13 protein-coding genes are annotated in these 15010 nt (G+C 64.5%); 9 read left to right on the plus strand and 4 right to left on the minus strand.

The window, feature by feature from the left end; translation table 11 throughout:
* The first annotated feature begins 101 nt into the window (after nt 1-101).
* Genes FJ959_RS12160 through FJ959_RS12200 form a run of 9 tightly spaced genes read left to right on the plus strand, consistent with a single transcriptional unit; the run spans nt 102 to nt 10814 of the window.
* A complete protein-coding gene (locus FJ959_RS12160) occupies nt 102-1502 on the plus strand; it encodes an MmgE/PrpD family protein (RefSeq protein ID WP_140581569.1) in 1401 nt (466 codons plus the stop codon).
* Nucleotides 1492-2733, plus strand: a complete 1242-nt coding sequence (locus FJ959_RS12165) for an FAD-dependent oxidoreductase (protein ID WP_140581572.1) — start codon at nt 1492-1494, stop codon at nt 2731-2733. Before FJ959_RS12160 ends, FJ959_RS12165 begins: the two co-directional genes overlap by 11 nt.
* Nucleotides 2734-2735: 2 nt before the next feature.
* The gene (locus FJ959_RS12170) at nt 2736-2999 is read left to right on the plus strand and encodes a sarcosine oxidase subunit delta (protein WP_140551861.1); all 264 of its coding nucleotides are present in this window, start codon (nt 2736-2738) and stop codon (nt 2997-2999) included.
* Nucleotides 2996-5842, plus strand: coding sequence for a 2Fe-2S iron-sulfur cluster-binding protein (locus FJ959_RS12175; RefSeq protein WP_140581575.1), 2847 nt, complete (start codon nt 2996-2998; stop codon nt 5840-5842). The genes FJ959_RS12170 and FJ959_RS12175 overlap by 4 nt, the downstream gene beginning before the upstream one ends.
* A gap of 2 nt (nt 5843-5844) precedes the next feature.
* Nucleotides 5845-6438, plus strand: coding sequence for a hypothetical protein (locus FJ959_RS12180; protein ID WP_181171887.1), 594 nt, complete (start codon nt 5845-5847; stop codon nt 6436-6438).
* Entirely contained in the window at nt 6438-7355 is a 918-nt protein-coding gene (locus tag FJ959_RS12185; protein WP_140581581.1) for a dihydrodipicolinate synthase family protein, read from the plus strand. The genes FJ959_RS12180 and FJ959_RS12185 overlap by 1 nt, the downstream gene beginning before the upstream one ends.
* A 1-nt stretch (nt 7356) precedes the next feature.
* On the plus strand, nt 7357-8325 hold the full coding sequence (locus FJ959_RS12190) for a D-2-hydroxyacid dehydrogenase (RefSeq protein ID WP_140581584.1): 969 nt from the start codon (nt 7357-7359) through the stop codon (nt 8323-8325).
* Between the two features lie 12 nt (nt 8326-8337).
* Complete coding sequence (locus FJ959_RS12195; protein ID WP_140581587.1) at nt 8338-9882, plus strand: trimethylamine methyltransferase family protein; 1545 nt, start codon at nt 8338-8340, stop codon at nt 9880-9882.
* A 29-nt stretch (nt 9883-9911) separates the two neighbouring features.
* Complete coding sequence (locus tag FJ959_RS12200; RefSeq protein WP_140581590.1) at nt 9912-10814, plus strand: SMP-30/gluconolactonase/LRE family protein; 903 nt, start codon at nt 9912-9914, stop codon at nt 10812-10814.
* A gap of 51 nt (nt 10815-10865) precedes the next feature.
* Here FJ959_RS12200 and FJ959_RS12205 read toward each other — a convergent pair whose 3' ends face one another.
* The 4 genes from FJ959_RS12205 to FJ959_RS12220 are packed head-to-tail and all read right to left on the minus strand — an operon-like array spanning nt 10866 to nt 14983.
* Entirely contained in the window at nt 10866-11639 is a 774-nt protein-coding gene (locus FJ959_RS12205; RefSeq protein WP_140581593.1) for an SDR family NAD(P)-dependent oxidoreductase, read from the minus strand.
* A gap of 9 nt (nt 11640-11648) precedes the next feature.
* Entirely contained in the window at nt 11649-12983 is a 1335-nt protein-coding gene (locus FJ959_RS12210) for a dihydroorotase family protein (RefSeq protein WP_140581596.1), read from the minus strand.
* Nucleotides 12984-12998: 15 nt separating this feature from the next.
* Entirely contained in the window at nt 12999-13946 is a 948-nt protein-coding gene (locus FJ959_RS12215; protein ID WP_140630269.1) for a polysaccharide deacetylase family protein, read from the minus strand.
* A gap of 11 nt (nt 13947-13957) precedes the next feature.
* Nucleotides 13958-14983 carry an NAD(P)-dependent oxidoreductase gene (locus tag FJ959_RS12220; protein ID WP_140581602.1) on the minus strand — a complete coding sequence of 342 codons (1026 nt, stop codon included), beginning with the start codon at nt 14981-14983 and terminating at the stop codon, nt 13958-13960.
* Nucleotides 14984-15010 lie beyond the last annotated feature (27 nt).

Genomic DNA, 15010 nt, shown 5'->3' on the forward strand with positions numbered 1-15010 from the left:
TTTTTTTTGTACCATGGCGCCAAACTAATCACGTGATCGGCCTGCGAGACCAAATTATTCGTAGTTATCTGGAAGCGCGCGGTTGGCGAGAGGTGGGCATCATGGACCTGCGGTTGGAACGGGGCGAGCCTACTTGCACCGTGTTCGGGCGTGTCGCGGAGTTCGTGCTGCGCTCCCCGGAGAATTTCTTTTCAGCCGATGTCCTGAAGGCGGCCTCACTCCAGTTCCTCGATACGATGGGCATCGCCATAGCTGCCGGGCCGATGCAGGCCGGCCGCATTGCGCGGGATGCCGCCGTTTTGCTCTACGGTTGCGGAACGGACCGGCACGCCGCAAGGATGATCTTCGACGGCAGGCGGGTCAGCATCGCGGGTGCCGCCTTCGCCGCCGCGACCCAGACCGACAATCTCGACGGCCATGATGGCTATCCGCCGACCAAGGGCCATATCGGGGTTGCTGTCATCCCGGCACTGCTTGCGCTGGCAGAGGAGAAGCCAGATTTGAGCGGGATCGAAGCGCTCGCCGCGATCGTGGTCGGCTACGAAGTCGCGGGCCGCGCCGGCATCGCGTTGCACGCGACCGTTTCGGATTATCACACCTCGGGCGCCTGGAATTCCCTTGGCGTCGCTGCTGTCGCGGCCCGCCTGCTGCGGCTGAACGACACCCAGTTGCGCGACGCCTTCGGCATTGCCGAATATCATGGGCCGCGCAGCCAGATGATGCGTGAGATCGCGACGCCGACCATGCTGCACGACGGCTCCGGCATGGGCGCACAGGTCGGCCTGTCGGCCGCGGTACTCGCGCAAGCCGGGTTCGCCGGCGCTCCGGCCATCACTGTCGAGGCGCCGGAAGTGGCCCGATATTGGGCCGATCTCGGCGATTTCTGGCAGATGCCGCTACAATACGTCAAACCCTATCCCATCTGCCGCTGGGCTCACGCCGCGATCGACGCGACCCGGTCGCTATGCCTGCAGCATGGCCTGCGGCCGCAGGATATAGGCAGGGTCAACGTCAACAGCTTCCACTACGCGGCGACGCTGTTCGACGGCATGCCCGACACAACTTCCAAGGCGCAATACAGCTTGGCCTTCGCCGTGGCCACGATGATCCTGTACGGTCGGATAGCGGTGGAGCATATTTCGGGCCAGGGGCTGCGCGACGGCGCGGTTGGGGAGATGCTGGGGCGCGTCGAGGTTAGCGAATCGGCGAGGCACAGCGCTCGTTTCCCGGAAGGGCGCTGGGCTGACGTGCAGATCGAGACGACAGACGGACGCTTGCTGGATTCCGGTGACGTCCACGCACGCGGCGGTCCTGAAGCGCCCATCAGCGAGGCTGATATCGTCGCCAAATACATGGAGTTCTCGGCGCCGGTTCTGGGCGAAGCCAGGGCGGCCGCGATCCGCGATGCTATACTCGGCCTGACCGGCACGGAAAGCCGGTTCTCGGACCTGTCGGCGCTCATCTACGAACCTCCAGGCGCTCTGGGTGGCCATGCCGCTTAGGCTCCTCAAATACGGGTTCAGCCGCGATTATCCGGTGACCGGCGACATTCCCCGGACGCCCGAGCTCAAGCCGTCCTATGACGTGGTGATCGTCGGCGGCGGCGGGCATGGCCTGGCGTGCGCGCACTATTTGTCGAAATATCATGGCATCACAGACATCGCGGTGCTCGAGAAGGGCTATCTGGCTGGCGGAAACACGGCGCGCAACACCACGACGATCCGCTCCAACTACATCACCCAGGAAGGCATCGCCTTCTACAAGGAAGGCGTTTCGCTGTTCGAGACGATGTCGCAGGAGCTCGACTTCAACGTCATGTTCTCGCAGCGCGGCCAGCTCACGCTTGCCCATACGGAGGCCACGCTGCGCGCCTTCGATCTGCGCGCCGAGATGGGCAAGCACATGGGCACCCGCACCGAAGTCATCGACGCAAAGGAAGTCGAAAAGCTGGTGCCGGAACTGAATATGGATCGCGGCAACGCGCTCGAGATTCTTGGCGGCCTGTGGCACGCCGACGGCGGTACAGCGCGCCACGACGCGGTCGCCTGGGGCTACGCGGCGCAGGCCTCGCGCCGCGGTGTGGAGATTCACCAGCGCACCGAGGTCCAGGGCTTTGAGGTCGAGAGTGGCAATGTCCGGGCGGTGATGACAAACCGCGGGCGCGTCGCATGCGGCGCGGTGCTCATCGCCGCTGGCGGCATGAACTACGACGTCGCGATGATGGCTGGGGTGGAGCTGCCGATCCGCTGCTATCCTTTGCAGGCGATGGTGACGCAACCGCTGAAGCCGTGGCTGCACACGCTAGTCTCGTCGGTTTCGCTGCACACCTATCTTGTGCAGTCCTCGCGCGGCGAGGTCGTCATCGGCGGTGGTTCGGATCCGTACCAGCTCTATTCGACTCGCTCGACGCTGGGCATGAAGGAACATCTGGCCGAGGGCGCCGTGCATCTTTTCCCCTTCCTGCAAGGGGTTCGGCTGTTGCGGCAGTGGGCGGGCATCACCGACATGACGCCGGATTACAGCCCGATCATGGGCGCCAGCCCGCTTGCCAATCTCTGGCTCGACTGCGGATGGGGCACCTGGGGCTTCAAGGCAACGGCCGTGGCCGGAAAACGCATGGCCGAGACCATCGCCAAGGGCCGGGCGCCAGACCTGCTCAAGCCCTTCGCGCTGGAGCGCTTCGAGACCTTCCGGCTGCTCAATGAAATGGGCGCCACGGCGGCGAGCCATTGACCATGAAGCAGCTTGATTGCCCTATGAACGGCCTGCGCAACATCGACGAATTCCGGTCTTTCGGTCCGGTGCGCCAGACGCTCGATGCCGATGCGACCGCCGACGCCGACTGGGCGAAACATCTGTTTCGCGCGGACAATCGCAAGGGCGTCGTGACCGAGTGGTGGCGGCACGTGCCGAGCAATTTCTTTTTCCTGGCGGAGCGCGACGTCGTCACCAACGAGATCATCCGCACCTACGCGCCGGGCGAGGGCAATCAGGCATGACCCGGCTTGCGGCACCCTATGGCTCGCGCATCGATCGCACGCAGCCGATGCGCTTTACCTTCGAGGGCAAGTCCTATGAGGGCTTTGCCGGCGATTGCATTGCAAGCGCGCTCGCCGCTTCGGACCAGTGGGTGCTTTCCCGCTCATTTAAGTACCATCGACCGCGCGGCATCATGACCATGGCCGGCGCGGAAGCGAACACTTTAGTGCAGCTTCCGTCGGAGGCGAATGTCCCCGCCGACCTGACGCCGATTTGGGAAGGCATGACGGTGACGGCGCAGAACGTCAACGGCTCGCTGCGAAATGACCGCGACGCCATCATGGATCGGCTCGGGCGGTTCATGCCGGTTGGCTTCTACTATCGCACCTTCATGGGGCCGACGCAGGATAGCTGGCTTCGCTTCTGGGAGCCGATGATCCGGCGCAAGGCCGGGCTCGGGATCGTCGATACTCGCGCCCCGCATTTAAGCTTCGACAAGGTCGATCTTCACTGCGACCTGCTGGTCGTTGGGGCCGGACCGGCAGGCCTGGCGGCGGCGATCGCCGCCGCGCAAATCGGCGCCGACGTCGTCCTGTGCGACGAGAACCCGGAAATCGGCGGTTCACTGACCTATCGCCGCTGCGATCCGGGCGTGCTCGCCAGCCTGAGGGCTGCCGCGGCGGGATTGGCCAATCTGCGCGTCATGACCGCCACCGTCTGCAACGGCTGGTACGAGGACAACTGGCTGCCGCTGATCCAAGGCAACCGGCTCTACCGCGCCAGGGCTCACGAGGTGATCCTGGCAACAGGTGCCATCGAGCAGCCGGCGGTGTTCCGCAACAACGACCTGCCTGGGATCATGACCGTCGGCGCCGTGCAGAGGCTGATGCGGCACTATGCGGTGAAACCCGGCCGCCGCGCCGTCGTGCTGGCAGGCAATGACGACGGCTATGATGCCGCGTTCGACTTGATCGAGGCAGGCGTCGAACTCGCGGCCGTCGTCGATCCGAGACAGGGCGCGGGCAGCAGCGCTGGCGAGCTTCGGGCCAGGGGCGCGGAAATCATCACGGGCGCCCAGATCGATGAAGCGGCCGGAACCCGCGGCAACAAGCATGTCAGACGGGTCCGCGTCGGAAGCCGCTGGATGGACTGCGACCTCGTGGTGATGGCCGTTGGCTCGGCGCCGGCGTGGCAGGTGCCATGTCATGCGGGCGCCAAGGTCGGCTACGACGAAGCGACCGCGCGCATGACGCTGACGCTGCCGGACGGCGCCGTCCACCTGGCTGGCGCCGTTGCCGGCAGGACGGGACTATCGTCGGCCATGGCGGATGGCCGTCGCGCAGCGCACGAGGCGCTTCATGGGCTGGGACACTCCGATCTGCCCAATGCCTCAAGTGAATTCGAACCTGAAGCCGTGGCCTGGGCGCAGAAGCTGACTGGCCACGAGAAAGGGCGCGACTTCGTCGATCTCGACGAGGATTTGCAGGTCAATGATCTGCAGAACGCGATAAAGGAAGGCTATCGCGAACTCGAGCTCGTGAAGCGCTTTTCCACCGTCGGCATGGGGTCGAGCCAGGGCAGGCATTCGGCCCTTGCCACGGCGCGGATCGTTGCCGAGGCCACCGATCGCAAGGTCGGCCAGGTCGGCGTGACCACGGCGCGGCCCCCGACGGGTCCGGAAAAGCTCGGCGTGCTCGCAGGTCATCATGAGCCGCTGGAGCGCCGCACCGCGCTGCATGCTCGGCATCTTGCGCTCGAAGCCCGCATGAAGCCGATCGGCAACTGGTGGCGACCCTATTATTACGGGCCAGAAAGCCGGAGCGAACGCCTGATCCACGAAGAGGTCGCGGCCGTTCGCGACGGCGTCGGCATGCTCGACGTCTCGACGCTGGGCAAGCTGGAGATCCGTGGTCCGGACGCCGGCGCCTTCCTCGATCGCATGTACACCATGGCCCATGCCAATCAGCCGGTCGGCCGCGTCCGCTACTGCCTGATGCTGAACGAGATGGGCACGGTCATCGACGACGGCGTCGCCTATCGCTTCGCGGAGGACCAGTTCTACGTGACGGCGACGACCGGCGCGGTCGCTCGGGTGCAGGCCGACATGTTGTTCTGGAACGCGCAGTGGCGACTGAAGGTCGACGTGCTCAACGTCACGGCCGGGTTTTCCGGCATCAACGTCACAGGCCCCAAGGCGCGGGACGTGTTGCAGGCGCTCGAGGGAGACATCGATTTTGCGCGCGACGCCTTTCCCTATCTACATGGCCGTCAGGGTCGCCTGGCGGGCGTTCCGGTGCACATCATGCGCATCGGCTTCACCGGAGAAGTCAGTTTCGAGCTGCATTGCCCGTCGAGCTACGCCGTCGCGCTATGGGATGCGCTGGTCGCGGCGGGCAAACCCTATAGTTTGCGCCCGTACGGGCTGGAGGCCTCGCGCATCATGCGGCTGGAGAAGGGACATATCCTGATCGGCCAGGACACGGATGCGCTGACCACGCCCGATGAACTCGGATTCGGCTGGGCGGTTTCGAAGAAGAAGCCGTTCTTCGTCGGCAAGCGATCGATCGAGATGCGCGCCAATCTCGGAGAATCGCGCCGCCTGGTCGGCCTTTCCTTTGAAGGATTGCGCAATGTGCCGGGCGAATCCTGCCTCGTGCTGCGCGGCGGCAACCCGGTGGGGCAGGTCACCTCGGTCGGTTTCTCGCCGACGCTCGGCCATCACATCGCGCTGGCTTATGTCCATATCGACGATGCGGCACCCGGCAGCAGGATTACGGTGAAATGCCGCGACGGCGAGCTGGTCGAGGCACCGGTTGTTGGGCATGCCTTCTTCGATCCGCAGAACGTTCGGCAGGAGCTGTAGCGATGACCGTTCCCGGATCGCGCACATTTCCCTTGTCGCCGGACGGCTCGGCAGCGGAATCCGCCTTGCCGAAGGGCCGGCTGACATTGAGCGATCTGACGGCCCGGCCGCGTTTCGGCATCAAGGGGCCTGGAAGCGCCGGCTGGCTGGAAGCGCAGGGCCTGGCTCTACCGGCCGTCAATGGCGTTGCCACGCTGGGCGGCATCCGGCTGCTGCGTCTGGGGGCCGAGGATTTTCTGGCGGTTGACGATGGTGTCGGCAACGCAGTCGCAAAATTGACCGACGCTTGGCAGGCCGCCGATGGCGCGCGCGGCTACTGGTCCTGGCGGGAGGAGGGCTGGAGCTGGATGCGGCTCTCGGGGCCGCTGACGGAACCTGTGATGGCGCGGCTTTGCGCTCTGGATTTGCGGCCCGACCGTTTCGCCGCCGACGCGATCGCGCAGACGCGGGTCGCGCATGTCGAGGCTGTGCTGGTGCGGGGCGAGGGGGGCTTTGACATCTTCTTCGACATCGCATCGACAGCGTATTTCATCAGGACAGTTGCCACGGTGGCAAAGCTAGCCGCCGACGATACGATGACCAGGGGGATCCACTGATGAACAGCGTACAAGGCGTCATTGCACCGATCCTGACGCCCTTCGAAAAAGACGGCGGCATCGCCCGCGATCTGTGGATAAGCCATGCGAAATGGGTGCTCGCCCAAGGGGCGCATTATCTCTCGCCTTTCGGCACGACCGGCGAGGCGCTGTCGCTCTCGCCGGTCGAGCGCATGGAGGCGCTGGAGTGGCTGGCCGAGGCTGGTATCCCCGCGGAAAAGATGATGCCAGGAACCGGTCTGACCGCGCTGCCCGAGACGGTCGAGCTTAGCAGACATGCGCTGGACGTAGGCTGCGCCGGCGTCATGGTGCTGCCTTCGTTCTTCTACACGGCGGCAGGCGACAATGGACAGGCGCGCTACTATTCGGAACTGATCGACAGGGTTGCCGACCCGAAGCTGAAGCTGATCCTCTATCACATCCCGCAGAACTCCGGCGTGCCGGTCTCGCCGGCACTGGCCGCCCGGCTCAACGCAGCCTTTCCAGACACGGTCGTGGCCTACAAGGACAGCGGCGGAAACTGGGACAACACTGCCGCGATTATCGCCGCGGTCCCGAACATCTCGGTTTTTCCAAGCTCCGAAGGCCAGCTCACCCAGGGGCTGGATGCCGGCGCGGCGGGCTGCATATCAGCCTCGGTCAACCTCAACGCGAAGGCGATCCGAGCGCTCTACGACAATGCGCGCGCGGGGCGAGACGTCACGGCCGCTAACATCGCCATCAAGGCGTTTCGCAAGGCGGTTCAGGATGCTGGTCTGATCCAGGGCATGAAGGCGGCTCTCGCCGTTCGTTCCGGCGATCATCGCTGGCTCAACCTGCGCGCGCCGCATGAGAACGCCACCGTGCAGGAGGGCAAGGCCCTGCTGGATGTGCTGCGGCCTCTTGCCGATCACATTCCCGGCCCGAGGCGAGGCTGAGATGTCGGCGCGCCCGACCGTCATCGTCAGTGCCGATTCGCTGGACGGGCCGCTGGCCGTGCTGGCCGAGACGCATCCCGACATCACGGTGCATGGCTGCGAAAGTTACGAGGCGCTTCCGGCCCTGATTTCGGAAACCGGCGCCGAAGTGATCTTCAGCATCAGGTTTGGCCAGCGCTCACTCTATCCACGCAAGGCGGTGGTCGAGAACCCGACAGTGCGCTGGGTTTGTGTTGGCGGTTCCGGCACTGATCACCTGCGGCCGTGGGATCCCGCGCGGGTGACGGTGACCAATTCGGCAGGCGTCGCCGCCGACATGATGGCGGAATACGTCTTTGGCGCGATGCTGTCGTTTTCGCTTGGCCTGCGTGGCTTCGCACGCGAACAGGCGGCCGGCAACTGGATCGGCGGCAAGGTCGAGCCGATCCAGGGCAAGACGCTGCTGCTTCTCGGTCTCGGCAAGACGGGGCAGGCGGTTGCCGCGCGTGCCAAGGCGTTCGGCATGACGACGCTGGGGGTGCGAGCGAATCCGAAGCCGACTGAGAATATCGATGAAGTGCACGCCATAGCGGATCTGCCAAGACTTTGGGGCCGTGCCGATTTCATCCTGTGTGCCGTGCCCCTGCTCGACAGCACCCGCGGCCTTGTCGGCAAGGAAGCCTTCGCGGCGATGAAACCTTCGGTCGTGCTGATCGACGTGTCCCGTGGCTTCGTCGTCGACGAGGCGGCGCTTCTCGCGATGCTCGATGCCGGACGGATCAAGGGCGCGGCGCTCGACGTCTTTGCGACAGAGCCGCTGCCGCAATCGCACCCGCTATGGGGCTACGACAACGTGATCGTCACGCCGCATTGCTCTTCGGTCTATGACGGCTGGGATGTGAAGTCGGTGCGCATGTTCGCCGACAGTCTGGCCCGCTACCGGCGTGGCGAGCCGCTGAACAATGTCGTCGATCCCAAACGCGGTTACTAGGAGGACAGGCCGATGACGGCGCATGACAGGCGAAGCGGTGGACGGCGCACCAGAGCAGCGGGGCGCAGCGGCGGCGGCATCGCGCAACTGCCCTGGCAGAGCGTGACGAACCCTTACGCGCCGATGCGGATGCTGGACGAGGAGCAGATGGACAAGCTGCATCGCACCTCGATGCGGATACTTTCCGAGCTCGGCATCCGGGTGATGGGCGAGAAGGTGATGAGCATCTTCGAAGCCGCGGGAGCCATAGTCGACCGAGAGGAAAGCACGATCCGCATCGACGAGAGCATCGTGACCGAAGCGCTGAAGAGCGCGCCGTCGAGCTTCACGATCACATCGCGCAATCCGGAGAAGAGGATCAGGTTCGGTGGCAATTCGCTGGCGTTCGGCCTCGTTGCCGGCCCGCCCAACGTGCACGATCGCATCAACGGCCGGCGGCAAGGCAATCTCGCGGATTACGAGAATTTCATCCGCCTCGCGCACCACTTCAATGCCATCCACATCATCGGCAACCAGGTCGTGGCGCCGATGGAATTGCCGGCAAACTCCCGGCATCTCGACACCTACCGCGCAAACCTGGCGCTTTCCGATTTGGGCTTCCACGCCTCCGCGATAGGACGTGGCCGCGCCATGGACAGCATCAACATGATGGCAATCACGCGCGGCATTCCGGTTGAGGAGATGAGGTCTTCGCCGGGCGTCACAACCATCATCTCCGTGAACTCGCCGCGCCTGTTCGACGAGGCGATGGCGGAGGGGCTGATCGCCATGGCAGAGCACGGCCAGCCGGTGACAATCACGCCGTTCACGCTGATGGGCGCGATGACCCCGGTCACGCTGGCCGCCGCCCTGGCGCAGCAGAATGCCGAAGCGCTTTTCGGCGTGACGCTGACGCAACTGATCAATCCCGGCACGCCGGTGATGTACGGCGCCTTCACCTCGAACGTCGACATGCGCTCCGGCGCGCCTGCCTTCGGCACGCCCGAAAATGCCAAAGCCAACATCGTCGCCGGCCAGTTGGCCCGCCGCTACAATCTGCCGTACCGCACCTCAAATGCGAATGCGTCGAACGTCGTCGACCTGCAGGCCACCTACGAAACAGAGATGGCGACCTGGGGCGCGGTGCTCGGCGGTGCGAACCTGATCTATCACGCCGCCGGCTGGCTCGAGGGCGGGCTGACGGCCTCCTACGAGAAGCTGATCCTCGATGTCGAGATCCTGCAGAACATGATGGAGTTCCTGCGGCCGATGCCCTTCGAGGAGGACGACCTTGGCTTCGAGGCGATCAAGTCGGTGCCGACCGGAGGCCATTTCTTCGGCTCCGAGCACACCATGGCGCGCTACGAGACCGCTTTCTACCGACCGATGCTGTCGAACTGGCAGAACTACGGCGCCTGGCAGGAAGCCGGTGGCCATGACGCGCTGGAACGGGCGACCCAGCTCTGGCAGCAGGCGCTGGCCGAATATGAAGAGCCCGTCCTGGACCCCGCGGTCCGTGAGGAACTGGATGACTACGTGGCGCGCCGGAGACTTGAGATCGGCGACCAGGAGCCCTGATCGACTTCAAACAGAAGGAGTGGACTGGCATGACCAAACTGCATCTGCTCGGTACCGCGATCGCTCTTGCCCTGACGGCGTCTGCGCAAGCCGCCGACGTCAAGGTCATCAACGACGACGCCTGGTTCGCGGAAGGCCCGATCTGGTTCCAGGACAAGCTGTTCTACGTCGAATACGGGCGCAACACCGTCGATGTGTGGGATGGCAAGAAGAACGAAATCTTCTGGAAAATGGACGGCTGCGGGCCCTCGGCGGTCCTGCCGACCGCCAAGGGCGAGTTCGTCGTAACCTGCTACGACAGCAACTCGATCGGCCGCATTTCGGCCGATGGCAAGACCCTCGATGCCTACGACAAGGACAAGGACGGCAAGCCGTTCAGCGGCCCCAACGACTTCGCGCCGGACAAGGATGGCGGAATCTATTTCACCGGCTCTGGCAAGGGCGGCGCTGCGATCGACGCGTCGGCCTACTACATCGGCAAGGACGACAGCGTGGCGAAGGTCGCGGACGACCTGCACAACGCCAACGGCCTGGTCATGTCGAACGACGGCAAGATCCTCTATCTGGTCGAAACGGAAGACAACCGCATCATCGAATTCGATGTCGCCGCCGACCATAGCCTGAGCAACAGGCGCGTCTTCCTGCGGCTGGACGACCTGTTCCCGGACCAGCCGCATATCTGGCCGGACGGCATCAAGATGGACAACGCCGGCGAGATGTATATCGGCCAGAGCCCGCGCTCGCTCGACGCACCCGGCAAGATCATCGTCGTCGATAAGGACGCCAAGCTTCTTCGCACGCTGTCGGTGCCGTCCCCGTCGATGCCGAACTTCGCATTCGGTCCGGACGAGAAGGAACTCTACGTCATGGCCTTGGACCAGATCGACGCTGCGCCATGGCACGGCAAGGTCTACGAGATACCGAACAAGTAGCCGTTATCGAGCACGACTTATCGGTTCGCAATATGCAGGCTGGATGGCCGGTCAACCCGCCATCCAACCGCCGTCGACCACTAGATTGACGCCGGTCATGTAAGTGGACAGGTCGCTAGCGAGGAACAGGGCTGCGCCGGCGACGTCGTTCGGCTGGCCGAGCCGCGGCCATGGCGTGCGGCGGCGCGAATAGTCGAGGGCGTCGGGATCGTTGGCGACGCCCGGCTTGCCGGTGATGATCTTGCCGGGCGCCACGGCGTTGCAGACGACCAGGTCTTCCGCGTGGTCGACAGCGATCTGGCGCGTCATCTGGACGATGGCCCCCTTGCTCACCGAATAGGGGAAGTCGCCGGGGCAAGCCACCATGCCGTGCTGCGAGGATATGTTGACGATGCGGCCGCGCACGCCGTTCACCGGCTCCTGCCTGAGCATCTGCAATACCGCGTGCTTCGAACAGTAGAAGAAGCCGGTGACGTTGACCGCCATGACCTTCGCCCACTGTTCTAGCGTGGTCTGGGTCAAAGTCGTCGAGGTGTAGATGGCTGCATTGTTGACCAGCACGTCGAGCCGACCGAAATGGCCGATTGCCTGCTGAGTCATGTCTTCGACCGCGCCGTTGTCCGAAATGTCGACGGACAGGAAGATCGCCTCGCCGCTTGCCGATTGGATGGCCTGAGCGGTCGGCTCTCCGCCTTCGACAGGCTCTTCGCGCACATCGGCCACGACGACCCGCGCGCCTTCCTGCGCATAGCGCCGCGCGATGGCCCGGCCGATGCCGGAGCTCCCGCCGGTGACGATTGCTACCTTGCCTTCCATAATACCCATCTCGCTGCCTTAGCCTTCCCGCCGCGCCACCTGGCCTTGCCCCGGCCGGGTCAAAATGCCGTGGCGGACGATTTCCACGCCTCGAAGAAATACCTGCCGCAAAGTTGCCGACACGCTCCAGCCGTCGAACGGTGTATAATTCGCTTTGGATTTCTGGTCCGCGTTGCGCACGGTGAAAGTCCGCTTGGGGTCGAGAAGCAGGATATCGGCGTCGAACCCGACGGCGAGCCGGCCTTTGCGCTTGCCCAGCCCGAAACGGTCGGCGGGGTTGGCCGCGCACATCCGCACGATATCGGAGATGCCGATCAGGCCTTCGTCTGCCAGCTTCAGCATCACGGGCAGCAGCGTCTGCAAACCTGGCATGCCACCTGGAATATCGGCGAATGCGGGATAGGCGGCGGCCTTTTCCCGTGGGCTGTGCGGCGCATGGTCTGTGCCGATGACATCGATCATGCCAGAGGCAACGGCCTCGCGCAGGCGTCGGACATCTTCCGGCGATCGCAACGGTGGCGAGCCCTTCAGCGTGGCTCCCTGGGTCTCATAGTCGTGCGCCGTGAAAAACAGGCTTTGTGGCGTTGTCTCGACGCTGGCATCGGCCAGATCCCGCAGGCGGTGCCACGTCTCGACGCCGAGCGCCGAATTGATCTGCCGCACATGGATACGGGTGCCGGCCTCGGTCGCTGCCAGCACGGCGCGGGCAATGCCGTTGGCCTCCGCCGCCGGTGGCCTGCTCTTCAGGAACGCCGCTATGTGGCCGTCATGGTCACGTGCCATGCTGCCTTCGAGCAGCGATTGGTCGCCGGGCGACACCCCGATTGTCGTGCCGAAAGGCACCATCACCTTCAGGGCTTGCAGCACCGCATCCGTCGTCTGGAACAGAAAATCCTTTGGGACGTCGGCGGTGAAAAGCTCGAACGAGACCGGCGCCATTTCGGCCACGGCGGCGATCAGGCCAAAATCCTTGGTAAGCACGGCCTGGAAACCCACATCGACATTCAGTTTTCCGGTCGTCAGCGCCATCTTGTCGGCGAGTTGATCCGCCGTCGCCGTCCAGGGCTCGTCTGTCGGCATGTCGAGCACGGTCGTCACCCCGCCGAGTGCGGCCGCATGCGTGCCGGATGAAAAGTCCTCCTTGTGGGTCAGTCCCGGTTCCCTGAGATGCGCATGCGCATCGATCAGCCCAGGCAACAGGAAACAGCCGGCGGCGTCGATCAGGGTGCGCGCCTCGGCGGATTCTCCGGGCTGGACCAGGGCGGCGATCCTGCCGCCATGGATCGCGACGTTGCGGCGCGCTTCTCCATCGGCATTGATGATCGTGGCGCCTGTGATGAGCGTCTCAAACATGACGCATCTCCGCTGCTAGTGGCCCTGTCTGCGGGTAAAACTGTCCTGATTGTCAATCCAGTAGTGGGCGATGTCGGCCCGGCGCATGAAGATAACGCCAGGCGTTTTCTGTATATGCTCGATGACCGCCCGCAGGCCCGCAGCCCGGTTCGGCTGACCCATCCAGCGCGCATGCACGCAGATGTTCAGCATGCGCCCGCCGGTCTCGTCGGCTTCCCAAAGCATGTAGTCGATCGCCGAGCGGCAATCCTCGGCGAAGTCGCGCGGGTTGCTGTAGCCCGGCGCGATGAGGAAGCGGCTGTCGTTGAGCGTCTTGGAATAGGGCACGACCAGGATGCGCTGGCCGCCATGGTCGACGAAATAGGGCAATTCGTCGTTGCAGGGGTCGGAGTGATAGAGAAAGCCGCCCTCTCGCACCAGCAGGTCACGTGTGTTGACACTCGGGAACGACCGGCAATTCCAGCCCAGCGGCCGGCGGCCAAGCACCTTCTGGTAGAGCGTGATCGCCTCGTGCAACTGCCTTTCCTCTTCCTCGCGCGGCATGCCGGGATAGTCGGTCCAGCGCAGCCCATGCCCGAGCAGGTCGTGGCCGCGCGCATTCATCCATTCGGCGACGGCGCGGTTCTTCTCCAGCGCCACCGCGCAGGCCGAAACCGTGATCGGCACGTTGTAGCGGTCGAAAAGCCGGGCGAGCCGCCAGACGCCGACCCGGCTGCCATATTCGAAATGCGTCTCGGTGCCGAGGTCGCGGTGCGGTGATGTGCCGTTGTTGTTGTACTCGCCCCAATTGTCGTTGCGGCCGTCGTCCAGCCAGTTGTATTCCGAGCCTTCCTCGTAGTTCAGCACGAGGTTGATCGCGACCTTCGCGCCACCCGGCCAGATCACATAGGGTGGGTTCGCCCCATAGCCGACGAAGTCGCGCGGCTGGGCGTTCGCCGGATGTGAAGCAGCGTTCGGTGCCATGGCAATCCCTCTCAATTCGTCTCGTTGGCGGAAATCCAATCCATATAGGCGTGGAAGGCTTCCTTGCCGGGGCGCGGCCGCCACCCGGTGTCGCGCATGATCCGGGCGATATCGTAGGCCCCCCACATGCCGCCTTTCAGTGACGTGTCCTGGACGATATTGGCATCGGCGCCGGCGCTGACCTCGGCCTTCAAACCTGGAACCCGCTCGCGCGTCCACCCGATGATGTCGCCGATCGTCTGGCCGCCGCCGGAACCGATATTGTAGTGGCGATAATTGAGGCGCGGCGCGTCGATCAGCGCCAGAATGGCAGCGGCGACATCGGTGGAAGTGACGTAGTCGCCGACCGATTCAAGGCTGTTCGGCCTGATCGTCTCGCCGGCCAATGCCATGTGCGCGACGCGGTTTGGAACATGGCGGAAATTCCGGCTCTCCGTGGCGCGGTCCATCGGCCCGTAGACGGACGCGAGACGCACCGAGATCGCCGACAGACCGAACAGGTCGGCGTACCGATTGGCCACCATTTCGGAGGCGAATTTGGAGATGCCGTAGAGCGTGAGCGGCGCGACATAGCCGTCCTCTGGCAGCGGCTCGCCGCTCCAGTCCGGCCCGTTGTGCCGGTAGACGGAGCCGGAACTGACATAGACGAAGCGCTTCAGGGCAGGCCGCGTGCGGGCCCAGTCCAGCATGCGCACCGTGCCCATGAGATTGACGTCGACGATGCGCGCCGGGTCCTCGGCCTCAGGCTGCCGCTTGGCTTCCGAAGCGCTGCCGCGCGAGATCGGGGTGATGGTCGCACCGTGCACGATGGCCGAGATGTTCTGCCCGTCCAGCGCGGCGGACCATGTCTTCGGGTCGAGAATATCGGCGCTGACGACGGTGAGCCTATCGCGCATCGGCGCGAAATGCTTTTCGGCGGCCGCGTCGAGATTAGACCGGTCCAGGATCACAGCCCGCGCGGTCGGGTCGCGGTCGAGCCAGGCGCGGGCGACGACGCTCATGACGAAGCCGGTGCCGCCAGTGACGAGCAGGGTCATCGGATCAACCTCCAATACCGGAAAGGG

Source organism: Mesorhizobium sp. B2-2-4 (genome assembly GCF_006442375.1).
In the GTDB taxonomy this organism is placed as follows: domain Bacteria; phylum Pseudomonadota; class Alphaproteobacteria; order Rhizobiales; family Rhizobiaceae; genus Mesorhizobium.

What these genes read in the sequence shown, in the direction of transcription:
- FJ959_RS12160 (WP_140581569.1), top strand. Translation starts at nt 102, where the DNA reads ATGGACCTGCGGTTGGAACGGGGCGAGCCTACTTGCACCGTGTTCGGG.
- FJ959_RS12210 (WP_140581596.1), bottom strand. Translation starts at nt 12,983, where the DNA reads ATGTTTGAGACGCTCATCACAGGCGCCACGATCATCAATGCCGATGGA.
- FJ959_RS12175 (WP_140581575.1), top strand. Translation starts at nt 2,996, where the DNA reads ATGACCCGGCTTGCGGCACCCTATGGCTCGCGCATCGATCGCACGCAG.
- FJ959_RS12165 (WP_140581572.1), top strand. Translation starts at nt 1,492, where the DNA reads ATGCCGCTTAGGCTCCTCAAATACGGGTTCAGCCGCGATTATCCGGTG.
- FJ959_RS12215 (WP_140630269.1), bottom strand. Translation starts at nt 13,946, where the DNA reads ATGGCACCGAACGCTGCTTCACATCCGGCGAACGCCCAGCCGCGCGAC.
- FJ959_RS12200 (WP_140581590.1), top strand. Translation starts at nt 9,912, where the DNA reads ATGACCAAACTGCATCTGCTCGGTACCGCGATCGCTCTTGCCCTGACG.
- FJ959_RS12190 (WP_140581584.1), top strand. Translation starts at nt 7,357, where the DNA reads ATGTCGGCGCGCCCGACCGTCATCGTCAGTGCCGATTCGCTGGACGGG.
- FJ959_RS12180 (WP_181171887.1), top strand. Translation starts at nt 5,845, where the DNA reads ATGACCGTTCCCGGATCGCGCACATTTCCCTTGTCGCCGGACGGCTCG.
- FJ959_RS12170 (WP_140551861.1), top strand. Translation starts at nt 2,736, where the DNA reads ATGAAGCAGCTTGATTGCCCTATGAACGGCCTGCGCAACATCGACGAA.
- FJ959_RS12185 (WP_140581581.1), top strand. Translation starts at nt 6,438, where the DNA reads ATGAACAGCGTACAAGGCGTCATTGCACCGATCCTGACGCCCTTCGAA.
- FJ959_RS12205 (WP_140581593.1), bottom strand. Translation starts at nt 11,639, where the DNA reads ATGGGTATTATGGAAGGCAAGGTAGCAATCGTCACCGGCGGGAGCTCC.
- FJ959_RS12220 (WP_140581602.1), bottom strand. Translation starts at nt 14,983, where the DNA reads ATGACCCTGCTCGTCACTGGCGGCACCGGCTTCGTCATGAGCGTCGTC.
- FJ959_RS12195 (WP_140581587.1), top strand. Translation starts at nt 8,338, where the DNA reads ATGACGGCGCATGACAGGCGAAGCGGTGGACGGCGCACCAGAGCAGCG.